The 24,078-nt window shown below is 58.8% G+C and carries 18 protein-coding genes; 7 read left to right on the top strand and 11 right to left on the bottom strand.

Annotated features, from left to right (window positions below; translation table 11 throughout):
* Positions 1-739 precede the first annotated feature (739 nt).
* Complete coding sequence (locus ACZ5AL_RS14805; RefSeq protein WP_464511365.1) at positions 740-1,645, top strand: hypothetical protein; 906 nt, start codon at positions 740-742, stop codon at positions 1,643-1,645.
* A gap of 17 nt (positions 1,646-1,662) precedes the next feature.
* Here the strand turns inward: ACZ5AL_RS14805 and ACZ5AL_RS14800 are convergent, their stop codons facing one another.
* From ACZ5AL_RS14800 to rnc, 4 genes are all read right to left on the bottom strand, one after another.
* Entirely contained in the window at positions 1,663-4,194 is a 2,532-nt protein-coding gene (locus tag ACZ5AL_RS14800) for a heavy metal translocating P-type ATPase (protein WP_464511364.1), read from the bottom strand.
* 42 nt (positions 4,195-4,236) lie between these two features.
* Positions 4,237-4,458, bottom strand: a complete 222-nt coding sequence (locus ACZ5AL_RS14795; protein ID WP_464511363.1) for a heavy-metal-associated domain-containing protein — start codon at positions 4,456-4,458, stop codon at positions 4,237-4,239.
* A 2-nt stretch (positions 4,459-4,460) separates the two neighbouring features.
* Entirely contained in the window at positions 4,461-4,742 is a 282-nt protein-coding gene (locus tag ACZ5AL_RS14790) for a metal-sensitive transcriptional regulator (protein WP_464511361.1), read from the bottom strand.
* A gap of 465 nt (positions 4,743-5,207) precedes the next feature.
* Positions 5,208-5,909 carry a ribonuclease III gene (rnc, locus tag ACZ5AL_RS14785; protein ID WP_464511359.1) on the bottom strand — a complete coding sequence of 234 codons (702 nt, stop codon included), beginning with the start codon at positions 5,907-5,909 and terminating at the stop codon, positions 5,208-5,210.
* 285 nt (positions 5,910-6,194) lie between these two features.
* On the opposite strand from rnc, the gene ACZ5AL_RS14780 reads away from it, so the two are divergent.
* The 3 genes from ACZ5AL_RS14780 (at position 6,195) to ACZ5AL_RS14770 (ending at position 9,983) form a co-directional block, all read left to right on the top strand.
* Positions 6,195-7,082 (top strand): universal stress protein, encoded by an 888-nt coding sequence (locus ACZ5AL_RS14780; RefSeq protein ID WP_464511358.1) that lies wholly within the window; start codon positions 6,195-6,197, stop codon positions 7,080-7,082.
* A 112-nt stretch (positions 7,083-7,194) separates the two neighbouring features.
* The gene (locus tag ACZ5AL_RS14775) at positions 7,195-8,568 is read left to right on the top strand and encodes an NAD-dependent succinate-semialdehyde dehydrogenase (RefSeq protein WP_464511356.1); all 1,374 of its coding nucleotides are present in this window, start codon (positions 7,195-7,197) and stop codon (positions 8,566-8,568) included.
* 716 nt (positions 8,569-9,284) lie between these two features.
* Positions 9,285-9,983, top strand: a complete 699-nt coding sequence (locus ACZ5AL_RS14770; protein ID WP_464511355.1) for a type 1 glutamine amidotransferase domain-containing protein — start codon at positions 9,285-9,287, stop codon at positions 9,981-9,983.
* A gap of 144 nt (positions 9,984-10,127) precedes the next feature.
* On the opposite strand, the gene ACZ5AL_RS14765 is transcribed toward ACZ5AL_RS14770, so the two are convergent.
* Positions 10,128-11,447 (bottom strand): RsmB/NOP family class I SAM-dependent RNA methyltransferase, encoded by a 1,320-nt coding sequence (locus tag ACZ5AL_RS14765; protein ID WP_464511354.1) that lies wholly within the window; start codon positions 11,445-11,447, stop codon positions 10,128-10,130.
* Between the two features lie 99 nt (positions 11,448-11,546).
* Between ACZ5AL_RS14765 and ACZ5AL_RS14760 the strand changes: the two genes are divergently transcribed.
* Together ACZ5AL_RS14760 and ACZ5AL_RS14755 are read left to right on the top strand one after the other, a co-directional pair.
* Positions 11,547-12,032, top strand: a complete 486-nt coding sequence (locus ACZ5AL_RS14760; RefSeq protein WP_464511352.1) for a hypothetical protein — start codon at positions 11,547-11,549, stop codon at positions 12,030-12,032.
* Positions 12,033-12,491: 459 nt separating this feature from the next.
* Positions 12,492-14,168, top strand: coding sequence for an NAD+ synthase (locus ACZ5AL_RS14755; RefSeq protein WP_464511351.1), 1,677 nt, complete (start codon positions 12,492-12,494; stop codon positions 14,166-14,168).
* Positions 14,169-14,227: 59 nt separating this feature from the next.
* Here ACZ5AL_RS14755 and ACZ5AL_RS14750 read toward each other — a convergent pair whose 3' ends face one another.
* The 5 genes from ACZ5AL_RS14750 to ACZ5AL_RS14730 form a co-directional block, all read right to left on the bottom strand.
* Positions 14,228-15,724: an FAD-binding domain-containing protein gene (locus ACZ5AL_RS14750; RefSeq protein WP_464511350.1), complete on the bottom strand. Its 1,497-nt coding sequence runs from the start codon at positions 15,722-15,724 to the stop codon at positions 14,228-14,230.
* A 280-nt stretch (positions 15,725-16,004) separates the two neighbouring features.
* Complete coding sequence (locus ACZ5AL_RS14745) at positions 16,005-16,991, bottom strand: GDP-L-fucose synthase family protein (protein WP_464511348.1); 987 nt, start codon at positions 16,989-16,991, stop codon at positions 16,005-16,007.
* A 328-nt stretch (positions 16,992-17,319) separates the two neighbouring features.
* On the bottom strand, positions 17,320-18,252 hold the full coding sequence (locus ACZ5AL_RS14740; RefSeq protein ID WP_464511347.1) for a DUF58 domain-containing protein: 933 nt from the start codon (positions 18,250-18,252) through the stop codon (positions 17,320-17,322).
* Between the two features lie 75 nt (positions 18,253-18,327).
* Positions 18,328-18,726: a hypothetical protein gene (locus tag ACZ5AL_RS14735; RefSeq protein ID WP_464511346.1), complete on the bottom strand. Its 399-nt coding sequence runs from the start codon at positions 18,724-18,726 to the stop codon at positions 18,328-18,330.
* 95 nt (positions 18,727-18,821) lie between these two features.
* Positions 18,822-19,415 (bottom strand): hypothetical protein, encoded by a 594-nt coding sequence (locus tag ACZ5AL_RS14730; RefSeq protein WP_464511344.1) that lies wholly within the window; start codon positions 19,413-19,415, stop codon positions 18,822-18,824.
* Between the two features lie 838 nt (positions 19,416-20,253).
* Between ACZ5AL_RS14730 and ACZ5AL_RS14725 the strand changes: the two genes are divergently transcribed.
* On the top strand, positions 20,254-21,435 hold the full coding sequence (locus ACZ5AL_RS14725) for a pyridoxal phosphate-dependent aminotransferase (protein WP_464511343.1): 1,182 nt from the start codon (positions 20,254-20,256) through the stop codon (positions 21,433-21,435).
* A 536-nt stretch (positions 21,436-21,971) separates the two neighbouring features.
* Here the strand turns inward: ACZ5AL_RS14725 and ACZ5AL_RS14720 are convergent.
* Positions 21,972-24,077 carry a PAS domain-containing sensor histidine kinase gene (locus ACZ5AL_RS14720; protein ID WP_464511342.1) on the bottom strand — a complete coding sequence of 702 codons (2,106 nt, stop codon included), beginning with the start codon at positions 24,075-24,077 and terminating at the stop codon, positions 21,972-21,974.
* Between the last annotated feature and the right edge of the window lies 1 nt (position 24,078).

Below are 24,078 nucleotides of genomic sequence, written 5' to 3'. Positions count from 1 at the left end.
ATGAGACAAGTATCGGTAATCGTTTGTTTGAAGACGATTACTCAACACGTGTAGAGCCGGGGACACTTCTTGTACTTTGCAACGAGCACATCTCGAATCTATCGGTCTTGTTACCCAATCACAATTTTCAAACCTGCTCATTAGGCTCATCTCATGTAACTTTAGCGATGACTGCTTTACTAATAAAATTATGCTTTGCAAAAACACGCCCCTAAACAGCAAGCTTAAAGCTATTTCTTACAGTTACTTACATCAAAAAAATTTATCGGATTATGACACGATCGTGAAACCGCTTACATTACATATTTAAAATAAAGAAGAAGATACTTTCCGCCCTCTGCAACTTCGTGTTACAGGTATTTCGTAATTCTTTGAATCACTTAGAGGGCCGCTTTTCGAGGCAAAATTACAGCCATTCAGTATAGAAGGAGCTGGCTTACATGATCGTTATAGAATATTAGGAGCACCCTACCTACTACAGTCAGTCACACAACCCTGTAGATGATCTGGCCCAATAGCCTGTACGTTTCCAGTGCATCGGCATATTCGAATGCCCTCAATGCGTTTGGGCTTTGCACGAGGTGGAGAGGCAGCAACTGGAGGCCCCTCATCTTCCCCGTGTTTCTTTTTCGGCACATCATGCGCCCGCATCTATTGAAAAGACAAGGGCTAAGTGACAATAGCTACTGAACTTTATCCTTCCGTTTTTTTCTCCCTTCTCTACATTCCGCTGCGATCCATGACGCTCCGTATTTGGTCGATCGGGCTTTGTGCTTGCGCAATGCTGTTTGCTCTTGGAATGGCTCCGCTGCCTGTATCGGCACAAGATTCAGAGGAGCCCGAGGCCGATGACCCGATTTATCGTGTTGAAACGACCGGGGGCACCGTCTATATCGGTCCGCTCATTGAGGAAACCGATGAGCATGTCGTAATCAGAGTAGACGACGGCACTGAAGTGCGTGTGCAACGCGACCGCATCAAGGCGTTGGAGAAGCTGGATCTTGACCGTGTTCGAAACGGTGCGTACTGGTTCAAAAACCCGCAGTCTACACGGTACTTTTTTGCGCCCAATGCGATTGGGCTGGAGGAAGGACGGGGGTATTACCAGAATACGTGGGTGCTTTTCAACAACATCAATTACGGCCTCTCCGACCGGTTCTCCGTGGGCGTTGGGTTTGTGCCGACCGTACTGTTTGGTGTTCCTGTAGTACCAGTCTGGGTCCTCCCTAAAGCTTCGTTTTCCAATCAAGATGAAGACTTGCACCTTGCCGTGGGTGGAGTTCTCGGCGGCGTATTTGGCGGAGGCGAATCGACAGGGCTCGGCTTGATTTACACCGCTACAACGGTGGGAGGGCACGACCAAAATTTGACAGCAGGCATTGGTTATGGCTATGCCGAGGGCTCCTTTTCTCAAGCGCCCCTTTTCAACGTGAGCGGCGTTACCCGCGTCAGTCAGCGGTTTTACCTGCTCACGGAAAACTATTTCTTCGTTACGGATGACGAAACCACGGGCATCATCTCCGCGGGTATACGATATGCCCCGGAAGGCTTCTCGGTTGACTTCGGACTGTTTCGTCCGCTCGAAGACACCGGAGGCTTTATTGGACTCCCCTGGCTGGGGGTGTCTATCCCATTTGGCCGGTAACTCACACACCGTTTGCGCTACGGCAGAGCGGCTGCTTGGTTAGGCTCTGACTCTTCCATGGCAAGGTTGATGTCGTCTCCCACGCTAAGGGGTGGCTCAAAGCGCCGTAACCGCAGCGCATTGCCCAGTACAAATAGGCTCGACAGCCCCATCGCCGCAGCCGCCAGCATGGGATTCAGCAGAATCCCCAACACCGGGTATAGGACTCCAGCAGCTACTGGAATGAGCAGTGTGTTGTAGATGAACGCCCAGAACAGATTCTGCTTGATATTCCGCAGCGTAGCTCGACTTAATTCGTGCGCATTGACAACGCCGCGCACATCGCCACTCACCAGAATGACATCGGCACTCTCCATCGCAATGTCGGTGCCCGTGCCAATGGCAAGCCCCACATCGGCCTGGGCCAGCGCGGGCGCATCGTTGATGCCATCGCCCACGAAGGCTACCGCACCCGTTTCTTGCAACTGCTTTACAGCTTCCACCTTTTCATCGGGAAGCACTTCGGCAATCACGTCGTCGATACCAAGTTCGTCGGCGATAGCCTGGGCGGTGTGTTCATTGTCGCCGGTAATCATCGCCACGCGAAGCCCGCGCGCATGCAGCGCATCGATGGCCTCTGGCGTTGAGGGTTTGATGGTGTCCGCAACAGCAATCGCTGCCACAAGCTGTCCGTCGACTGCAGCGAAGAGCGGAGTCTTGCCATCATCGGCCCACTGACTCGCTGTGGCTGCCAGTGCATCGAGGGGCACATCCAGTGTGCTCATGTAACGGTCAGCCCCAACGTGAACGGTGTGTCCATCCGCTGTACCCGACACCCCAAATCCGGGCTCGGCCTCGAAATCCGTCGGCTCTACAAGCGACAAGCCGCGCTCTTTGGCCGCCTGCACAATGGCCTCTGCGATGGGGTGCTCAGACGACTGCTCCAGCGAGGCAATCAGGCGCAGCGCGTCGGACTCATTCCAGTTGCCGTGGGTCTGCACATCAGTAAGGGCCGGTTGTCCTTGAGTTAGCGTGCCGGTTTTGTCGAGCGCAACAACCGACACTTCGCGGAGGCGCTGCAACGCCTGGCCTTCACGAAAGAGCACGCCCATTTGGGCGCCCTTGCCAGAGCCAACCATGATGGAAGTCGGCGTGGCCAGTCCCATCGCGCAGGGGCAGGCGATAATGAGTACGGAGACCGCCGCCACAAGCGCCATCGACAATGCGGGAGCCGGACCCACAACCAGCCAGGTGATAAACGACACGGTGGCTACGGCCATAACGGCGGGCACGAAATACCGCACTACCCGATCAACCAGGTCCTGGATGGGCACCTTAGAGGCCTGGGCGGCTTCGACCATCTCGATGATTTGAGATAGCACCGTATCCGCCCCTACGCGGGTAGCCTCAAAACGGAAGCTCCCCGTCTTGTTGATTGTGCCACCCACCACCTCGTCGCCTGCCGACTTTTCCGCAGGCACCGGTTCGCCGGTAATCATGGACTCATCGATGTAGGAGGCGCCGCGCAGAATGACGCCATCGACGGGTATTTTCTCGCCCGGACGCACAATGATGGTATCGCCCGGATGTACTTCCTCAACGGGAATCTCGTCTTCGATGCCGTTGCGCACCACCCGAGCGGTGCGTGCCTGCAGGCTCATGAGTTGCTGCATGGCCGCGCTGGTGCGCCCCTTGGCGACGGCCTCCAGGTACTTGCCCACCAGGATCAGGGTGATGATGACCGCTGCCGCCTCAAAGTACACATGCGCGGTGCCTTCGGGCAGAATATTCGGCACGAACGTAGCCACGACCGAATACCCGTAGGCCGCCGAGGTGCCCAGCATCACCAGGGTGTTCATGTCGGGCGCGGCTGCACGCAGAGCGGGCCAACCTTTCTTGTAAAAGCGCAGGCCGGGGCCAAACTGCACGATAGAGGCCAGCGCAAAGAACACAACGTACAGCGTCTGCTGCGACAACAGGCTCATGACCCACTCCTCAAACGGCGGGATCCACATGGTGCCCATGTCCAAGATAAACAGCGGGATCGTGGCTGCAGCGGCAATCCACAGATCGCGCTTCAAGGATGTGCGTTCTTGATCACGCGCGTCGCGCTCGGCGTCCAGGCGGCTTTGGCCATCCTCTGTCTGAATAATGTCGTATCCCGCCTCGGTGATCGCTTCCTGCAATGCCTGCTGCGATACCGTCCCTGGGGGATGCGTGACGGTGGCGCGGTTGGTCGCCAGGTTGACTTCTACGTCGAGCACGCCATCGATTTCACGTAGCGCCTCCTCGACACGCCCCACACAGGTGGCACAGGTCATGCCCTGCACGGTGAGCGTTGTGGTTGTTGTAGTCACCTCGTAGCCCGCCTTCTCAATCGCATCGAGCGCCGCCCGTGGATTGGCCCCCTCGTGCAGTGTGATGGAGGCCCGATTGGTGGCCAGGTTCACATCGGCATCGGCCACTTCTGGGGTGTCGTGTAGTGCGTCTTCTACACGCCCAACACACATGGCGCAGGTCATACCCTGAACCGGCACAGTAAGGCGACGCGAAGTGGTTGAGGTAGACATCGTGAAGCAGCAGGTCTATGAAGGATACGACGGTGGCCAGGCTTACTCGATGGCGGTGAGCGTATAGCCCTCATCTTGCAGTACCTCTGCCAACCGCTCGCGCGATATGTTGGCTTCGGTACCTCGCACACGGGCCGTGCCCATGTTCACGTTTTCCACCTTCATGTTGTCGAGTGCATTCAGCGCGTCGGCTACCGCAGCAATACATTGGCGGCAGTTCATGCCTTCGATGGTGAGCGTTCGGACTTCTGTGGAATCGGTCATCGCTATTGAATTTGTTTGTAGAGCAGATCCATGACTTCGTCGTAGGTGCGCTCTGCGGCATCGGTATCGCCCGAGCGCAGCGCGTCGGTCACACAGGTTTCGAGGTGATTGCGGGTGACAATTTTACCCGTAGCACGCAGCGATTTCTGCACCGAGCTAATCTGATTTAAGATGTCGCCACAGTAGCGATCATCTTCTACCATACGCTGGAGCCCGCGCACCTGTCCCTCAATTCGACGCAATCGGTTGAGCACCGTCTCGCGCTTGTCATCGTCCATTTGCATACCTGAAACATGCTGTATGAGCTTGCATCGTGTTGTACAAACCCTACCCCCGTAGGGTATGTTTCCTGAAGAGCTGTTTTGCGTAGTGCTGTGTCACAGGTCAATCTTCGGGGAACGCATGTGCATCCTGACGTACCGAGAAACACTCACAACCTTGTCATTGCGAGCGGAGCGAAGCGCCCCGACCGCAGGGAGGAAGTACCCCTCGGGTGCAATCTCATTGCTGTCAGACCGGATGCCGCCGCCCAATCAATGGCATGAGATCGCGCACCCCAGGAGTACTCGTTCGCTAGCGCTCACAGCGCCGCGTCGGTCGCAGGGCTCCCTCCTCGTGATGACAAGGTGTAAATGTATTTTTGCTGAGCTACTTAGACGGAGCCGCTCCGCTCAAGATGACAAGCAGTTAAGAGATGGTTGTGGTGCGCTGGCGGCAGGCGTTGAGATCCCTCTACCATGACCGACCGATCACGCATCATGCAAGCGGTTCAGTGCCTGATTCGCCGCACGCTGCTCAGCCTCTTTTTTGGAGGCAGCGGTTCCCGTGCCTAACGCCTCGCCTTCGACCTGCACCTGCACTGTAAACTGTTGATTGTGGTCGGGGCCCACTGCTTCAACAAGCTGATAGGTGGGCAGCGGACGCTGATCGGCCTGCAGGTGCTCTTGCAAGCGGCTTTTGTGGTTTTGATTGGTGCGTGCTACGGCCTCCAGATTTATAGCCTGAAGCAGATGCGTCTCCACAAAAGAAGCAGCTGCGCCATAGCCTTGGTCCAAGTACAATGCCCCTACCATCGCCTCGAAGGCATCGGCTAGAATGCTGTCGTTCGATCGCCCGTTTTGGCGCTCGGTGTTGCGGCTCAGACGCAGATACTGCCCAAGCTTACAGCGGCGCGCCGCCTTTGCCAGCGGCTGCTTGCTCACAAGGCGCGCCCGCATCGTTGAAAGCCGCCCCTCATCGGCCTCTGGAAACTGCTTGTAGAGCACGACACTCACCATCAAATCGAGAAACGCATCGCCAATGTATTCGAGGCGTTCATTGGACTGTTCTACCTGCTGCTTCGGATCGCGCAAACACGACCGATGCGTAAGCGCACGACGATAGAGCGACACCTCGCCTTGCCCTTTGCCGACCAATTCACGCAACGCGTCATCCGAAACTGATATGCTCATATTTATTCAAGGCTCGCCTCTATAATTCGTACACCGCTGCGTTCAACGCGCAAACGAAGAGCAGCGATCCAACCGATTCGAATGGATGAACCAACGCGGTGTAGGATGTTTCCCCACATACCCATCCGGCAAAAGCGGTTGACGTTGCCTTCGTTTCTTCAGATCTTGGAGCATATTGTTCAATGGGGGTTCGTTGAGGTGGGAACCGCGGAGCCCCGGTGTCATGCACCTTGGTGCTGACGTTTTTGCCACGTACTTCCTCCAATTAACTGCTTTGAGCGTCTTATGGCCGCCTTCTCTCACGTTGTGACCGCCGTTGACTTTTCCCCGGCAACCGATTCGCAGCTTCAATACTTGAGCCAGCTTCAACAACTGGGCCTGAATACGGTTACGCTCATGCATGTGCTCGATGCACGCTACGGACGGGCGCCTGCCGAAGAGCATCAGGCCATGTACGAAGAGTTGCTCAACGACCACGCTGAAACGCTTCGAGACCAGGGGCTAACTGTCCATACCGAACTACGCACCGGCGACCCGGCCCCAGCCATTGTAACGTATGCCCGCGAACAAGATGCTGATTTGATTCTGCTGGCTTCGCGGGGGCACAATATGTTGAAACGCTTACTCATTGGCTCAACCGCTGCCGAAGTACTTAACACCACCAGCACACCGGTCTTGCTCGACCAGGTTGCCCCGAACGATGTCGAAGGCGCCGCCGCTCGCACTGCAGCCCGGGCCAACGGGTTCAGCCGTATTTTGCTGGCAACCGACTTTTCGCCCTCGGCAGATAACGCCGAAAAGATGGCGATTGCCCTCAGCGAGCAAGCTGAAGCCGCGGTGTTCATGACGGTGCGTAATGACAAGAAAAACCTGACAACGATCGAACTGGCTGAGCGCAAACTGAACCGCTTAGCCGATCAAGCATCGAAAGCTGTCAAGACACACGTGGTACAGGGCGACTCGCCTGCTGATGCAATCAGTGAAGTGGCCGACCGCGAAAAGAGCACGCTTCTGATCGTTGGCAAACGCGGACGCGGAAACATCGAGGGGCGCATTGTAGGAAGCACGGCCAGTTCACTCGCCAAATACGCAAACCGTCCGGTACTCATGGTACCAAGCGCCAAAGCGGTGCGCGATGCTGAGGCCCGTGCCGAAGCGAAGGAAGCCGCCTAACCCACGCTTTCTCTGCGATGCGGTGCACCTCTTTCTGTTCTAAAAACGGCCTGTGCTCTTACGAGATGCGCAGGCCGTTTCGTTTGCTCTCTGCCCCCAATGCCTTGCCGTCATGCGTCTTACCTTCTCTTCTATCAATCCCGCAACCGACGAGCCTATAGACAGTCATGAGGCGCACATGCCCGATGCTGTTGATGAGCGCCTTGACCGTGCCCAATCCGCAGCGCAACGCCAGCGTGCTCGATCGTTTGAAGAGCAGGCCGAACAGCTAAACGCGCTGGCTGATGCCCTTACCAATCAGGTGGATGTGCATGCTAAGCTCATGACCCGGGAAATGGGAAAACCCCTTGCGCAGGCCCGAGGAGAGGTGAAAAAATGTGCGTGGGTGTGCCGTCACTATGCCGACCACGGCGCCCAAATGCTTGCCCCCGACGCCGTGGAGACCGAGGCAATGCGCTCGTATGTTCGCTACGAACCGCTGGGTGTGGTGCTGGCCATCATGCCGTGGAACTACCCGTTCTGGCAGGTGATGCGGTTTGGCGTTCCGGCTCTAATGGCAGGCAATGCGTTCTTGCTAAAACACGCCCCGAACGTCATGGGCTGTGCCGAAGCGCTAGCAACGCTCTTTCATGAAGCCGGATTCGATGACGGCACGGTGCAAACACTCCGCATCGACGAATCGGCGGTGGCCGACTGCATTGCCGATCGGCGCATACAGGCGGTTACCTGCACCGGAAGCGTGGCCGCGGGCAAGGCGGTGGCGCGCCAGGCGGCCGCTCACCTGAAGCCCACCGTGCTCGAACTGGGCGGCTCCGACCCGTTTATCGTGCTCGCCGATGCCGATCTGGATGCCGCGGTTGAAACGGCGGTGCAGGCGCGCATGCAAAACAACGGACAAAGCTGTATTGCTGCGAAGCGTTTCATTGTGGAGGCCGACATTGCGGATGAGTTCACCGCAGGCGTGGTGGACGCTGTTAAATCCCTTACCGTAGGAAACCCGATGGATCCTGACACAGATATCGGTCCGCTGGCTCGCCCCGACCTGCGCGATGCGGTGCGCGACCAAATCGACCGGGCATACACCAATGGCGCCACGCGCGCTGCCACAGCCGCCGCTCCCGATAACAGTGCAGGCTACTATGTGGCTCCCACGGTGCTTACCGATGTGCAGCCCGGCTCCGTTGCATTCCGCGAAGAGATATTTGGTCCGGTGGCCTCCATTGTAAAGGCCGAGAATGCCGATCACGCCGTGGACCTGGCGAACAACACACGCTTCGGACTGGGCGGTGCGGTATTTACCGGCGATGCTGAACGGGGCGAACATATCGCCCAGCAGTTGGAGGTGGGATGTGCCGCGGTAAACAGCATGGTGAAAAGCGATCCGCGTTTGCCTTTTGGCGGCATCAAAGACAGCGGCTATGGACGCGAGTTGGGTGTGCTGGGCCTCCGCGAGTTTGTGAACGCCAAGTCGGTGTGGGTGGCATAAGTGTCGTCACATGTCCGTCTCGGGGAGGCGCAGAACCCATCTGGGCGTCTGCTCGGGGGAATAGTCGGGGGAGTGGATCCTGAATCAAGTTCAGGATGACGTGTCGGGGGGACGGTGCTGGGAGACGAAAGCTCCCTTTCAACCCAAATGCCTCCCTGCCGAACGTCATCCAGATCCTAAATCGAGTTCAGGACAGGCAAGCGATCATCAACGATTATCACCATCTCAGGTTGTGTGCATAGACTAGGTAGCTCAAAAGAAATATATTTACACCTTGTCATCGCGAGGAAGGAGCCTGCGACTGACGTGGCGCTGTGAGCGGCAGCGAACGAGTACTCCTGGGGTGCGATCTCATGCCCCCGACCTGGACGGTGCTGTCCGGCTTGATGGCACAAGATTGCCGCGTCGCTAGCGCTCCTCGCAATGACATAATCAAAGATACTTTTGTGGGTCTACTTAGCCTTAGCCAAGGGGGGATGTCCACAGGATCACGCCTGCGGCGAAGCTCGAAGACAGAGGGGGTTTCAGCGGGTTGCGATGATGTAAACCACATGTCAATCACTTAATACCTTACCGCTACCTGCTGATCTACTTAGCAGTTCACACCACCTGCACCGATGCAACATCTTTGATCGATCCGGGTCGTGCGACAACGTCTACACAAGGGAGGCGTTGACCACCATCCACTAGCTGTTCCCCAGACGCGTTGACAAACGATGGCTACCAACCGCATTGCATTTATTCTGACCAGCCATAGTGAGCTGGGCGATACCGGAAACAAAACGGGCTACTTCCTTTCGGAGGTTGCTCACCCCTATCATGTACTGACCGACGCCGGCTTCGAGATTGATTTTATCAGTCCGCAAGGGGGCGATGTCCCTATGGATCCCTCTAGCCATGATCTTGACGATCCGGCCAACGCTGCGTTTCTCGACGACAACGATGTGACGCAGGCGCTGCAGCAAACCAAAGCAGCGCGCAATGCCAACCCCGAGGATTACGACGCCATCTACTTTGCAGGGGGGCATGGTACCGTGTGGGATTTCCCCGAGAATGACGACCTGGCTGCCCTTACCGCTGCCATCTACGAGCGTGGAGGCGCTGTAGGAGCCGTCTGTCACGGACCGTCTGGACTTGTAAATGTAACGCTCTCCGATGGCTCGCATTTGGTGGATGGCAAAACGGTGTCGTGCTTTACTGACAGCGAAGAGCGCGCCATGGAACTGGATGATGTCGTGCCGTTCCTGCTGCAATCGACCCTGGAAGAGCGCGGCGCCACCGTTGATACCGCCCCTGACTTTGAGGCGAACGTTGTTATCGATGGGCGCCTGGTAACAGGCCAAAATCCTGCTTCAGCAACTGGTGTGGGCGAAGGGCTGGTGCAAGTGCTGAAAGGCGCCAAAGCCGCCGCGTAGCGCATACGCTGCAGGTCCACTTACGAACTGCTACACGCTACCGCCCGACGACCTACGTATCGTCGGGCGGTGGTGTATTGCATAGCGAATAGCAGGTCAGTTGTACAGGATTGTGTAGCGATAAGACATTTCAAACCCCTCCCTTCACTTCGCCCTGTTGGTCGCACTTCGCCGGAGACGTGCTGCGAATGCGCCATCGGTGCCGTGGGCAACGGGCTCGACCTGCATGAACGATGTGCTGCGCACCGCCTTTGGGATCGATGTGGGCGTCTCCACCTCAAAGGTAGGATACCGCTCCAGAAAGCGAGCCACCCGCTCCTCATTCTCGGCAGGAAGCAACGAGCACGTACTGTACACCAGCACCGCCCCCGGTGGTGTAAGCCGCGCCGCAGCATCCAACAGTTCATCCTGCAGCGTGATCAGATCCTGCAGGTCGTCCTCGGTGCGCTGCCATCGCAGATCGGCGCGGCGGTCGAGCACACCGGTGCCTGTACACGGCACATCCAGCAGCACATGCGTGGCCTGTGGCACATCGGCAGGCGACAGCGTGCGCGCATCGGCAACGTGCGTGGATAGCATCGATGCAGTAGGCGCATCCACCGCTTGCGTAAGCTGCTCCATCCGATGTGCACTGGCGTCGTTGGCCCACAGAGTGCCCTGACTCTGCATCCGACGAGCAGCGTAGCGCGTTTTCGTACCCGGCGCTGCGCATAGATCCAACACCGTGTCTCCCGGCGAGGGGTCCAGTAGATCTACCACGAGCGCTGCGCCTTCGCCCTGCACTACCGCCTGTCCGGTGTCGAGCCAGCCCGCCTGCACGAGCGGCTGTAGCTGCTCCACCCGCACCATGCCTGCTACGTACGGCGAGGGCGTCCACTCTACCCCCAGCGCGTCCAGCTCAGCAGGATCCGTATCGATGAGGTGCACGCTGTACTGCGGGCGCTCGTTCAGTCGATGAAGCAACGCCTCGGTATCCGACAGCCCCCTTGCCTCCACCCACCGCCGCACCATCCACGTGGGCATAGAAGTGCGGATCGCCAGGTCGCGCTCCACATCTCCCGTATTAGGCTCGGGCAACGCATCGCGCTCGCGGTCGGCGGTACGCAGCACACCATTCACCAGCCCGGTCACGCGCTCGCCCACCACCGTGCGGGCCAACTCCACGTATTGATGCACCGCAGCCCGCGCCGGAGTTTCCTGAAACAGCAGCTCATACAGACCCATCTTCAGAATGCGTGCCACCGACGGCTGCATGGCGTTGACATTGCCGTGATACAGCTGCGTGATGAGAAACCACAACCAGCGCCTCTGACGCGTAACACCGGCAACCAGATCGCGCGCCTGCCGCTTCTGACGGGGCGTGCCCGCAAGGGATACCTGATCGACATAGGCATCCGTTTGGTCGATGCGAGAAAGGGCGTCGTATGCATGCTGACGCGCGGTGGAAACGGTAGAATCGGACATATACGGCGGGGTTGTAATCATTTGGGGATGGGCTCAACGAACGCACTGGCAGGGCGTTGCATTGTACATCGAAGTTCAATCCACAATCGCGCTGGTTACATGCCCCAACCCCTTCGCCGCAAACAAACGTACCGTGCTCATGGGCAGCAGGTGGTTGTCGTAAAGCGCAAGCATGAGCGCATAGAGCACGTCTGGATGAAAATCTTTCTGTGGGCGCTCTACCTGCCCGATTATCCCGAGGCCACCATCGAGCAGGATGTGCCGGGTCGCTACAAACCCGACGTGGTACAGATGGATCGCCGACGGGGGCGTCCCGTGTTCTGGGCGGAGGCCGGACAGGTACATCCCGATAAGCTGAGCCACCTGCTCAACCACCACCCCCGCACGCATCTGGCGCTGGCCAAGTGGGATACGCGGCTGGATCCGTTCATCGCGCAGATTGCCGACGCCCAGCGCGGCGGGCGCGTGGCTCCGGTGGACTGCTGGCACTTCCCGCCCGACAGTGCCGAGCGCTTCATCGCCAAAGATGGCACCGTCCGTGTCGATACAGACCACGCCACCCGGCGACGCATCATGCACGCGTAGTACTCCGTCACAGGTCAATCTTCGGGTTGCCCCCCCATTTAAATGTTGTCATCTTGAGCGGAGCGGCTCCGCCTAGGAGACGCAGAGTCCTGACACGAGCGAAGCGACTGATGAGCGTAGCGAATAAAGATCTCCCCCGAAATGAGCAGGGCCGCTCGATCGATCAGAGCCTGCTGAGCGTCGGGGAGATGGTTCGGCTGCGCTCACCATGACAGGTTTTTTGGAGGGGGTTGGGGCACAGAGTTTAGCACAGTTCCCGTACCCAAACAATCACGTGTGACAGAGAAGTAGCCAGCTCGAACGCCCCCTCCAAGACACTCGTTTGTACTGCTCACGGCACCAGTGAGCATAACACCTTACGCTTGCCAGACCGGAACGCCCCCGCCCCACCACAGCGTTGCATAAGATGCAGTCGTGTACTGCATTCCCACAACACTATCTACTCAACTATATGTTCGTATGAAGCTGGCTCTGGCTCAACTCAACCCCACCGTGGGCGACTTAGACGGCAACCGTGCTCGTATTGTAGACGCGGCCCACCAGGCGGCAGCCGCTGGAGCCGATCTGTTAGCCTGTCCCGAACTGTGCATCACGGGCTACCCGCCTGAAGACCTGCTAGGTAACCCGCTCTTTATCGATGCTGTGCAGCGTACTCTGCAGCGCCTGGCGACCGAGCTACCATCCGATTTAGCCGTAATTGTTGGTGCTCCCGTGCCCAACCCAACCCCCGCAGGGCGCGCCCTGTACAACGCCGCCTTGCTATTCGAAAATGGCATCGAGCAGGCTCGCGTGTACAAGGCCCTGCTGCCTACGTACGATGTGTTTGACGAGGACCGCCACTTTGAGCCGGGCCCGGACTGTTCTATCATCGAATGGCGTGGCATGCGCCTGGGCCTGCATGTGTGCGAAGACATGTGGAACAGCCTGCCGGATGTTTCCTACCGCCGCTACACCCGCGATCCGGTTGCACAGTTGGCCCACCACGGGGCCGACTTGTTCATCAACATCAGCGCCTCGCCCTTTTCGATGGGCAAGCACACCGAACGAAGTCGCCTTGTACGTACGGCTGCGAAGCGCTACAACACCCCCTTCGCCTTCGTCAATCAGGTGGGGGCCAACACCGAAATCGTGTTCGATGGCGAAAGCTGTGTCTATGACGGATCCGGCCACTGCCTGGCTACGGGGCAGCGGTTTCAGGAAGATCTGCTGATTGTGGATCTGGCGCAGGCCGCCCCGCAACCCGAGCCGGAGCCGCACGATATTGGCGACCTGCACGATGCGCTCGTGCTGGGCATCCGCGACTACTACGAAAAAACGGGCATCTTCGACAAAGCGCTGATGGGCCTCTCAGGCGGCATCGACTCAGCAGTGACCTGTGCGCTGGCCACCGAAGCGCTGGGTCCCGACCGCGTGCTGGGCGTGACCATGCCATCTGAGATTTCGTCGGAAGGATCGGTCTCCGACTCAGAGGCGCTGGCGGAAAACCTGGGCATCGACTTTATGGAGATCCCGATTGCGCCGGCTGTAGATGCGTTCGATTCGATGCTTGCCGATGCGTTTGCAGACACAGCGCCCGGCGTGGCCGAGGAGAACATCCAGTCGCGCACCCGTGGGCTCACGCTTATGGCGCTCTCCAACAAGTTCGGCCACCTGCTGCTGTCCACCGGAAACAAAAGCGAGATGGCAGTCGGGTACGTCACCCTCTACGGAGACACTAACGGGGGCGTGGCTGTGCTTTCGGATGTGCTCAAGACGCGGGTGTACGAGTTGGCCCGCTACATCAACGCGCAGGCCGGCACCGACCGCATTCCCCAGAACACGATCGATAAACCTCCTTCTGCTGAGCTGCGTCCCGACCAGCAAGACACCGATTCGCTTCCGCCGTACGAGGTGCTCGACACCATCCTGGCCCGCTACATCGAAGACATGCAGGAGGCCGACACCATCATCGCAGAAACCGGCTATCCGCCCGACCTGGTGCACCGCGTGCTGCGCCTGGTGGATCAGAATGAGTACAAGCGCCAGCAAGCCCCGCCCGGACTGCGCGTGACCGACAAGGCCTTTGGCATGGGCCGGCGCATCCCCATCGTTATGCAATGGGACCGGGAGGCCGCCCGCACGGAGTCTACTGCCTGATGCGGGGGCTGGCCATGCGTTTCGGGTGGTGTTGCGTCTCCTGCTTCTAGAACCGGTCTTCATGTTCGCCGCCTGTTGCGGCGACTGCCGTGCCGCTGTAGAATGACCTCGGCCTGCGCTTGAATTTCGGGACGCTTTCGCATCGAACGGATGGTCTCTTGCGCGTGGTGATACGCCTTCAGATGATCGACCGCGCGCTCGGGGTAGTCCGTGCCAATGACGCACCCCGCGGCCTGTTGCTCGATGGGAGTCATGCGCCAGGGTTCGTGCACGTAGGCGTCCGTCTCGAGGTGGGCCAGTTCGGGTACCCATCGCCGAATGAACGTTCCGTCGGGATCATGGTCATGGCCCTGCTTGACCGGGTTGTAAATCCGGAGCTGGTTGATGCCGGTGGTGCCGGATTGCATCTGCACCTGCGGGTAGTGGATGCCCGGCAGGTAGTCCGCCATGAGGCCGCCGTAGGTCGGCGCGAAGCGGCGCCAATCGAGCCACAGGTCATAGGCGGCAAACGAGCAGAGCATCGCCCGCATCCGGAAGTTGAGCCAGCCCGTCGTCCGGAGGCAGCGCATGCATGCATCTACCATGGGAAAGCCGGTTTGGCCGCGGAGCCATCGCTCGTAGCGCGCCGGGTCGAAGTCGTCGGCACGGAGGGCGTCGAAGGCAGGGATATAGCTTTCGTGCTCGATGCGCGGGGCGTCTTCCAGCTTTTGGGTGAAATGACTGTGCCAGTAGAGGCGACTTTCAAACTGCTGCAGCGCCTGCGTCCAGGCTCGGCTCGTGGAGTCGGGCCGAGCCGTCAGGGCATCCTGCCGGCGGCGGAGCTCGTAGACCACGCGACGGAGACTGATGGTGCCGTAGGCGAGGGGGACCGACAGGCGCGAGCAGGCCTGCAAGGCTGTCACGGGGCTGGACATCTTCTGCGGATACTGCCGGCCGCGCTCGGTCAGGAAGCTGTGAAGCGTGCGGTGGGCCTCCGCTTCGCCGATCTGTTGCAGGGCCGCCGTCGAGGGCCCGAGCCCCAGGTCCTCATGCGACGGCAGCGGCCCAGGGTCGATGGCGTCCACGGGTGTAAGCGTGTCCGGCGGATACGCGAGGGGGCGACGCATCGACGCTTCCCACCGATCGGCCCACTGGTCGCGGTCGTGGGGACCCCGGATGACGCCGCGCTGCGGAACCTCGGTAAACGGAATGCCTGCTTCCTCAGCCCAGGCGCGCACCCGCTCGTCTCGCGCGTAGGTCCGCCCGTTGCCGGTTTCCTCGTGCGCCCAAATCCGGAGGGGACCCACGGCCTCGCGGATAGCCCGCAGCGTCGCCGGCATCTCGCCGCAGCGCACCACGAGCGGCTGGCCCCGCTTGGAAAGACGCGCCCGCAGTTCGATCAGGGCCTCCCGGATGAGCGTCCAGCGGCGCGGCGCGTAATCATCGGCTGCAGCCAGCGACGGCTCAGCCACATAGAGCGGAAGCACCGGCCCGCGCTCCGCCGCCCGAGCAAGCGGACGATGATCGTCCACCCGAAGGTCGCGTTTGTACCAGACGACCTGCACCGGGGACGACATCGCAAACGGGGGTTTTCGTGAAGGGTGGATTGAGATCACACCCTCATACTGCATGCCTGCCTCGACCGATTCGGAGGCTGCGCATTTGTTACGGGGCGCGCATAGTTTCGAGAAAGGATAGTGGTAAAGCGTTAAATGACATCTTTCTCGTTTGTCATGGTGAACGGAGTGAAGCATCTCAACACGAGCCGACGCAGGGGCTGCGTTGCAGACACACATGGCCCCCCATAACGGACCTATGCCGCGCACGCACTACGACAGCCCGTGTGCAGAAGACACGTCACGCCGCAACCCATTCCTCCTCGTGTTCGCGGTACCAGTCGTATGTTTTCTGGATGCCGTCGTGCAAGCTGGTTTGCGCCGACCAGCCGAGTTCGTCCATGCGCGTGGTGTCTACCAGCTTACGCGGCGTACCATCGGGCTTCGAGGGATCGTGCTCAATGGGGCCGTCGTGACCAACTACGTCCTGGATGGTCGCGGCCAGTTCGTTGATCGAGAGGTCTTCGCCTACGCCTACGTTTAGCATGCCCTCGTAGGCTGCCTCGCGCAAGGCGTCTTCTGGCGTTTCCAGCACAAAGCGCACCGCATCCGCGAGGTCATGGCTGTAGAGGAACTCGCGTTTGGGCGTGCCGCTGCCCCAGAGCGTCACCGGCGCATCGCTACCGTCGGGAGCGGCGCTCTTGGCTTCGTGAAACTTGCGGATGAGCGCAGGCAGCACGTGGCTCGTCTCCAGGTCGAAGTTGTCGTTGGGCCCGTAGAGGTTAGTCGGCATCAGCGTGACCATATCGCTGCCGTGCTGCCGATGAAACGCCTGGCACAGCTTGTGTCCGGCAATCTTGGCGATGGCATACCACTGATTCGTCGGCTCCAGCGGCCCCGTCAGCAGGCTGTCTTCGGGCATCGGCTGGGGGGCGTGCTTGGGGTAGATGCAGGTGGATCCGAGGAATACAAGCCGCTCCACGCCCTGCTGCTGCGCCGCCCGAATCACGTTCGCCTCAATGGCGAGGTTGTCGTAGAGGAAGTCGGCGGGGTACTGGTCGTTGGCGAGGATGCCGCCCACGCGCGCCGCCGCCACGACGACGAAGTCGGGCGCATGTGTCTCAAAGAACACGTTCGTATCCGCCTGATTGCGCAAGTCGAGTTCGCTGCTGGTGCGCCCGATCAGGTTGGTGTATCCAGCAGATTTGAGGGCCTCCCAGATGGCACTGCCGACCATGCCACGGTGTCCGGCAATGTAGATGGAGGCGTTGGGATCGGTGAGGTGCATGATACAAAGGCGGGTTGGTGATAATGGATGCGCGCAGAGACGGCGTGCCTACGAATGGACCGGGGGCGGTGTTGCGCTGGGGCTCTTGAACGGGATGGCGTGGTGGCGGGTGCCTCGGAGCATGAAACGCCACGCTGCGGAGTCCCCTCCTGCCGGCGCAGCCGGAAAGGAGGGGGGCCCGAAGGGCGGGGTGGTCCTGAGTCGGGCAGAGATCCCGGGTCTTCGCTCCGCTTCGCCCGGGATGACTTGTGGTGAGGGGAGGGGCCGTGTTTAACTACGGGTTTGCTTACATCGCGCGGTTCCACAGCCCAGGATCAGGAGCACAACGCTACACCAGCCGCTGTCGTTTGTTGAGATACGCCAACAGCGCCTCGCGGTAGGAGGTCTGCGTGTCGAGCGTGGCGAAGTCGATGTTGTGCTCCAGACATGACCGCCGAAATCGCTCCATAAAGTGCTCGGCGGCCTCCGCGTAGTGCTCGCGCAGTTGGGCCGGGTGCACCATCTGTTCGGTGCCTGTTTCTACGTCGCGAAAGAGCATGGGGCGATCTGGAAACTGAAACTGGCGCTCGGTAGCGCCCTCCAGCACGTGAAAGACGATCACTTCGTGTCCCCGGTGCCGCAGCCGCCGCAGCGCCTGCAGCAGGTCGTCGTGCGCGCCCACGTTCTCAAACAGATCGGTGATAACCACCACCAGCGACCGCCGTCCGATGCGCTCGGCCACCTCGTTGAGCGCGCTGGCGGCGTTGGTCTGGGTGCCGGCCGCATCGCGACGGGTGAGGGCGTCGAGCGTTTTGAGGAGCGTGCGCCGATGGTTCGGCGCCGCGCTGGGCGGACGCACCGTATGCACGGTTTCGTCGAACGCCATGAGTCCAGTGGCGTCGCGCTGCTGCAGCATAAGATGATGCAGCCCGGCGGCCAGGTACGCGCCGTACTCCAGCTTGCTAAGCTCGGCCTGCCCCTTGTAATGCATGGAAGCGGAGGTGTCGAGCACTACGTAGTGGCGCAGGTTCGTCTCCTCCTCGTACTGCTTAATGTAGTAGCGGTCGGTCTTGGCATAGACCTTCCAATCCACATGGCGCAACTCGTCGCCGGGGTGATACGGACGGTGCTCGGCAAACTCGACCGAAAAGCCGTGATACGGACTGCGATGCAGCCCGGTCATGAACCCCTCCACAATGAACCGCGCACGCAGCTCCATGGTGCCCAACTGCGAAACGGCCACCGGATCCAGAAAGCGCAGCGCATCCGACGACGTAGCCATACTCAAACCGTTGTGTGGGGAGAACCAGACGGATTAGACTGGTACCCGGCGGCTTGTGTGCGGGTTCAAAAGCGATCAGGCTTCAAGCACCGTCACGGCCTCTCGCAGATCGGTTGCGGTAAACGGATGCTGCAGCGCGGCCTCGGCCCAGACAGGGACGCTCGTTGTCATTTGTAAGGCAAGCGTTCGTGTGGCATGCATAGACCGTAGGGCCTCTCCCAACACGTCTGCTTTTGACTTGGGGAGCGTGCCTACAATTGCGATGTTGCGCTGCGGCATTTTGCGGAGCCACCGGAGCGCACTGCGCACCCCTGTGACTTCGTTCACGCGCCAGTGCTCGGTAAGACAGGCCCGCACGAATCCACGGAGGTCGTCGTTCTGGTCAATGAGCAGGACATGTGTCGATGAGGATGTTGCACGCAAGCGATCGTGCGTATTAGGCTCGTGAGCAATCTTGTTACCGGAATAATGCATTGGACGGAAAACGGTGGGGTGGGGATATGAAGCACGCACGGGTGGGGACATGCGCGTGTCGTCTGAAACGGGTCGCGACAACTATAGGCCAGGGGTTACAGCCCACGCAACTTGTAGGCGCCATACGCAACGCCGATTATGACCAGATAGAGGAGAGCACCGTCAACGGGGATAGGATCAGGAGAATCAGGATCCTCAATTGGAGTTCCGCCATTAAGGTCGCCAGCGTCTCCTCCCGTACAGTTACCAGCGTTATTTGAACATGCTGAGGCAGTGCCTTCACTGTTTATGCAGCAAAGCGCGTTTCCTCCTGCACCACCACAATTGTCATTGCTCAGACATTTAAAAGAATTGTTCATCATAACCCCATCCCCCACCCGATCTGCCGAGCCACTGCTGCTACTATTCTCATCATCAAAGTCGTAGAAGTCGCTCGACCAGTCGGAGCCGCCGGAGCTATTGGACGAGCTATCCCACGGGTCGTCGTAGCTGGTGTCCCATGGGTTGTAGCCCCAGGAGTCGTCGTCCTCCTCATCAGAGCCCCACGGATTGCTGTAGGTAGAGGCATCGTTGGGGGTGCCCCAAGTGGAGTAGGTGTCTTCTTCGTCTTCGGGCCCAGAGTCGAAGGGGCTGCTCCAGATGCTCTGGGCGGTGCTGGTGTGCGGCACGGTCAGCCCCACAAGAAGCATAAGCGCTATGAGCCATGTGAACGTCCTTGTACGACGCGTATAGGAGACATGCTTAACATGAGAGGGTAGCAATATAGTAGGCATCGTTCCCAGAACCGGATGTATACGTTTAGGCTATCTAGACCGCCTTGGGGGCGGTGGCATTGCCCCGAACGTATGAGAAGATTCCGGCTCTGTTTGTGCACAAACCCCGCAAACCTGTGCACAAATCAATCATATGCACAAATCTGACTGCTGTGTGTACAAATCTGACAATCTTATGCACAGATCTGACGAGACCCTGCACATATCGATCACGCGTAATATGAATTGATGGTGCACATCAAGAGGTGCCTTTGGCTTACTCCAAAATATGCTGTGAGAGCACCACGGAATAGCGCATTGGATGAGGCCATTCCTTTTCTGGTAGTGGAAAGACGTTACTTGGTATTCTACCCAAAGGCGTTTGTCCCCGCGTTTTTCTCACGGGCCATACTGCACGGAGTGAAGCATTGTAACACGCGCCTACAGAGGACGACGACAGGCACAGGAGGAACGCAATAACGCGCGGAGCAAAGCGACCTGTCGGTCGCAGGCTCCTTGCTCGTCATAGCAATGTTGGACCCTACCATTCATGTGTGGCACAGCACTCCCTTTTTGCCTGCACCGATAAGGGATCAGAGTGAATGGCGGCGTTTCCTTCTTGCTAAAGGATCTGCAGTGTATCAACTGATCTTCCGCGCCTCGTGGCGGTACATCTTGCTCACAATGCCGTGTTTGTTGTCTCCGCTGCTGTTGTACGGACCTACGGTAGCGGGCCTCCCTTATCGCCTCACCCTGGAACCGCTTCCAAACTCTTATGCAAACAATCTCCCTCGCTGAACGCACCGATGCTCTGAAGCAGAGCGACATCCGCGCCGTTACACAGCAGGTGAACGCAGTGGATGGCATCAATCTGGGACAGGGGATTTGCGACCTGCCCACCCCCGAGCCGATTCGCGAACGAGCGCGTCAGGCAATCACTGCAGATCACTCCATCTACTCGCATTATGCAGGCATCGAACCCCTCCGAGCAGCCATTCTGGAAAAGGCCCAAACGTACAACAACGTGCCCGCTACGTCTCCAGACGAGGTGATGGTAAGCGTAGGATCCACCGGGGTCTTCGTTACGGCAGCCATGGCGCTGCTGGAGGAAGGCGACGAAGTGATTCTGTTCGAGCCGTTCTATGGCTATCACCGTAACATTCTGGCGCTCACCGGCGCAACCGTTCGCTACGTGCCTTTGGGCGGTCCCGGCAACACGCTGAATGTGGAGGCGCTCAAGAACACCATCAACGAGAACACGCGTGCAGTCGTCGTAACAACGCCCGTAAATCCAAGCGGCAAGGTATGGGCACGCCACGAGCTAGAGACGCTGCTCGATCTGATGCAGCAGCACGACCTCATCGCCATCACCGATGAGATCTACGAGTACATGCTGTACGACGACCATGAGCATATCTCTCTTGCATCGCTGCCCGAGGCCTATGAACGAACGGTCACGATTTCGGGCTTCTCGAAGTCGTACAATGTAACCGGATGGCGCATGGGGTATGGTATTGCTCCACCTCCACTTATCGAAAAGATGGGGCTTCTCAATGATCTGTTCTACATCTGCGCCGCACGGCCTCTTCAGCATGGTCTGCTTGCCGCGCTGGAGGAGCTGGGCGACGATTACATCCAACAGATGCAGGCCGACTATACCGCACGACGCAACATGCTGTGCGAAACGCTGGAAGCGATTGGGTTCAACGTACCGTGGCCCGAAGGCGCATACTACGTGCTGGCCGACTTTGCGCCCCTGCAGGCAACCCGAACCGGCTTCGAGGATGACAAAGCCGCTTGTCACACACTCATCGAGGAAGCGCATGTGGCAAGCGTAACCGGACGCTCGTTTTATCAGGATCCTGCAGACGGTAGCACAAAACTGCGATTCTGCTTTGCCAAAGAGCTCCCCGTGCTCGACCAAGCCTGTACGCAGTTGCGCGAGGCGATGGGGTAGTGCTGTGCGACACCTGAAGGTTATGGTCCAACATTGTCATCGCGAGGAGTGAGCCCTGCGACTGACGCGGCGCTGCGCCTGCTGGAACGCTCCAGCATCCCTAATCCACCACCTGGTTTCTTTACCTCGGGGGGTTACGTTGGACGCAGAGCGTCCATTCGACCGTCGCGACGCGGAGCATCGCGACGAGGACGCAAGCGGGAGTTCGCCTCCGGTTGCGTTGTGTATACGCCATAGCTCCTCTGAGGGGGACTTGAGGAACCCCTTCCACGGTTCCTTTCTCCTCGGGGAGGTACGTGTTTAGCGACTTGTTCCCAGATCGCCGGGGACGCAAGCGGTCCCCGGCTATGGGTTTGCCTGACACGGCGCCGTTCCGTAGCCCGGGATCAGAAGCGAAGCGGATATCCCGGCGGCCATTGAACCACGTTAAACACGTACTCGGGGAGGAAGGGTAGGATGGAGGGGAAACCAACCGGCAATCCCCAAAACTATTGTTGAGGGCACTTACCTGAAACGGACGTGTGTCGATACTTAAATCAGCAGTCCATGGCGTCTTTGGCAGCGGGGAGCGTAAAGTAGAATGTGGCCCCGCATCCCTCTTCCCCTTCGGCCCACACGCGTCCGTTGTGCCGCCGGATAACGCGCTCCACGATAGCGAGCCCTACGCCTGTGCCTTCAAACTCGTCATCGTCGTGCAGCCGCTGGAAGACGCCAAACAACTTGTCGGCGTAGTCCATGTCGAACCCGGCTCCATTGTCGTGCACGTAATACGTGAGCATATCCTGCTTCGCGCGGACCCCCACCTGAACCTGCGGATCCGTGCTTTCGCTGGTAAACTTAAGGGCATTCGAAATAAGATTCGAGAGCACCTGGCGGAGCATCGCCTGATCGCCTGAAGCGGGGGGCAATGCCTCAATGGTGACGGATTCGGGCGCATGGGGATATGAGCGGGCCAGTTCCTGCGTGACGTCATGGGCCACAGCCTCCATATCTACCGTGCACTGCCGCATTTCGCGTCGTCCCAGCCGCGAGAGGGCAAGCAAATCGTCAATGAGCTGCCCCATCCGTTGGGCACTCTCGTAAATGACGTTCAACAAGCGCTGCCCTTCGTCATCAAGCTGATCGGCATGCGAATCCATGAGCAGTTTCGCAAATCCATCTACGGCCCGTAGCGGGGTGCGCAGGTCGTGCGATACCGAATACGTAAACGACTCCAGCTCTTTGGTGCGTTCTTCTACGCGTTGTTCGAGCCGTTCGGTTTGCTGTTGCACCTGCTCTAGCAGTTGGGCCTGACGAATAGCAATCGTAAGCTGGTCGGTGACTTCTTTCAGGATGCGCTGCTCCTCCCGCTTAAAACGGTGCTGCGTGTTTGTACCCACGTTTACCAATCCAATGGTTGTATCATCAATTTCCATAGGCACCGCCATGAACGCAGTGATACCCTCTTCTTTCAAGGCCTCAATCAAAGGAGTTTGCCGTATGGCGTCAAGATTGTTCACGACATACGCGCCCGCTTCAGATACATCGGGACCGGTTTCGAAGTGTTCAAGAGGAAGCGTTTGTCCGGTATCCAGCGTAGATGCTCCCTGGCTGTACCGTGCGAGCACCGTTCCTTGCCCAGCGTTTTTGTCGAACAGGGCGATGCTAGACCGTGAGCATGGCACAAGACGATGGAGGCGTTTCATTGCAGCCTGGGCAATGGCCTGCGGCGACCGGGCTTCAAGAATAGACTGATCGATATCGCGCAGCACTTCAAGGCGCTGTGTGTACATTTTGAGTTGCTGCTCGCGCCGCTTGCGATCGGAGATGTCTTCGCAGGTACACGTTAACCCACCGCTGTCGAGCTTTGTAAGCGTAAGGTAAACGGGAAACGTCTCCCCATTCTTTTTGCGTCCGGTAAGCTCACCGGCCCACTGGCCGTTTTTCTGTACAGCCGGAAACACCTCTGTTTCAATGTACGCTTGCTCGGCTTCGCTGTACAGCATGCGCCACGACTGGCCAACGAGGTCGCTGGCGGTCTCGTATCCGTAGATGTGGGCATGCGCGTTGTTGGCGTACCGAAACGTTCCCCCGGCATCATGAATCGAAATGCCTGCCTGGGCCGCATCCATTGCCGCCACCTGACGCGCTTGCTGTTCTTGTACTGCCTTGCGTTGACGCACTTCGTCCCGCAGTGCCTCATTGGCTGCCTCAAGCTCCTGCGTACGGGCAGCAACGCGCTGTTCAAGCGTCTCATGCGTGGCATGCAGTGTAGCCTCCATTTGCTTACGCTCACTGATATCCACCGCCACCGATTGAAACCGTTGAATGGTGCCGTCTTCATCGCGAATGGGATGCACAGTCAGTTGCACCCAGATTGTGTGGCCATCGGCTCGTTTCATTTGCAACTCTTCCTGTGCACGCGATGCCCCCTGGTGCAGACGCTCTATAACCCGCCGCGCCTTCACGCGCCCCGCGTCCGTATCCGCATACAACGTGATCACCGATCGCCCAATGATTTCTTCGCGCGTGTATCCAAGCAGTTCTAATGAGGGCTGATTTACCTGTTGGATATAGCCGCCCGGCGATACAGAGAAATAAGCAACCGGGGCTTCCTCGTATAGCGTCTGATAATCAACCTGCGTCTCTGAAGGGGTCAGCATG

Source organism: Natronotalea proteinilytica (assembly GCF_055379935.1).
The sequence above is the reverse complement of the archived record's forward strand: the minus strand, read 5'-3'. Positions and strand labels throughout refer to the sequence as shown.

What these genes read in the sequence shown, in the direction of transcription:
- ACZ5AL_RS14805 (WP_464511365.1), top strand. Translation starts at nt 740, where the DNA reads ATGACGCTCCGTATTTGGTCGATCGGGCTTTGTGCTTGCGCAATGCTG.
- ACZ5AL_RS14800 (WP_464511364.1), bottom strand. Translation starts at nt 4,194, where the DNA reads ATGTCTACCTCAACCACTTCGCGTCGCCTTACTGTGCCGGTTCAGGGT.
- ACZ5AL_RS14795 (WP_464511363.1), bottom strand. Translation starts at nt 4,458, where the DNA reads ATGACCGATTCCACAGAAGTCCGAACGCTCACCATCGAAGGCATGAAC.
- ACZ5AL_RS14790 (WP_464511361.1), bottom strand. Translation starts at nt 4,742, where the DNA reads ATGCAAATGGACGATGACAAGCGCGAGACGGTGCTCAACCGATTGCGT.
- rnc (WP_464511359.1), bottom strand. Translation starts at nt 5,909, where the DNA reads ATGAGCATATCAGTTTCGGATGACGCGTTGCGTGAATTGGTCGGCAAA.
- ACZ5AL_RS14780 (WP_464511358.1), top strand. Translation starts at nt 6,195, where the DNA reads ATGGCCGCCTTCTCTCACGTTGTGACCGCCGTTGACTTTTCCCCGGCA.
- ACZ5AL_RS14775 (WP_464511356.1), top strand. Translation starts at nt 7,195, where the DNA reads ATGCGTCTTACCTTCTCTTCTATCAATCCCGCAACCGACGAGCCTATA.
- ACZ5AL_RS14770 (WP_464511355.1), top strand. Translation starts at nt 9,285, where the DNA reads ATGGCTACCAACCGCATTGCATTTATTCTGACCAGCCATAGTGAGCTG.
- ACZ5AL_RS14765 (WP_464511354.1), bottom strand. Translation starts at nt 11,447, where the DNA reads ATGTCCGATTCTACCGTTTCCACCGCGCGTCAGCATGCATACGACGCC.
- ACZ5AL_RS14760 (WP_464511352.1), top strand. Translation starts at nt 11,547, where the DNA reads ATGCCCCAACCCCTTCGCCGCAAACAAACGTACCGTGCTCATGGGCAG.
- ACZ5AL_RS14755 (WP_464511351.1), top strand. Translation starts at nt 12,492, where the DNA reads ATGAAGCTGGCTCTGGCTCAACTCAACCCCACCGTGGGCGACTTAGAC.
- ACZ5AL_RS14750 (WP_464511350.1), bottom strand. Translation starts at nt 15,724, where the DNA reads ATGTCGTCCCCGGTGCAGGTCGTCTGGTACAAACGCGACCTTCGGGTG.
- ACZ5AL_RS14745 (WP_464511348.1), bottom strand. Translation starts at nt 16,991, where the DNA reads ATGCACCTCACCGATCCCAACGCCTCCATCTACATTGCCGGACACCGT.
- ACZ5AL_RS14740 (WP_464511347.1), bottom strand. Translation starts at nt 18,252, where the DNA reads ATGGCTACGTCGTCGGATGCGCTGCGCTTTCTGGATCCGGTGGCCGTT.
- ACZ5AL_RS14735 (WP_464511346.1), bottom strand. Translation starts at nt 18,726, where the DNA reads ATGCATTATTCCGGTAACAAGATTGCTCACGAGCCTAATACGCACGAT.
- ACZ5AL_RS14730 (WP_464511344.1), bottom strand. Translation starts at nt 19,415, where the DNA reads ATGCTTCTTGTGGGGCTGACCGTGCCGCACACCAGCACCGCCCAGAGC.
- ACZ5AL_RS14725 (WP_464511343.1), top strand. Translation starts at nt 20,254, where the DNA reads ATGCAAACAATCTCCCTCGCTGAACGCACCGATGCTCTGAAGCAGAGC.
- ACZ5AL_RS14720 (WP_464511342.1), bottom strand. Translation starts at nt 24,077, where the DNA reads ATGCTGACCCCTTCAGAGACGCAGGTTGATTATCAGACGCTATACGAG.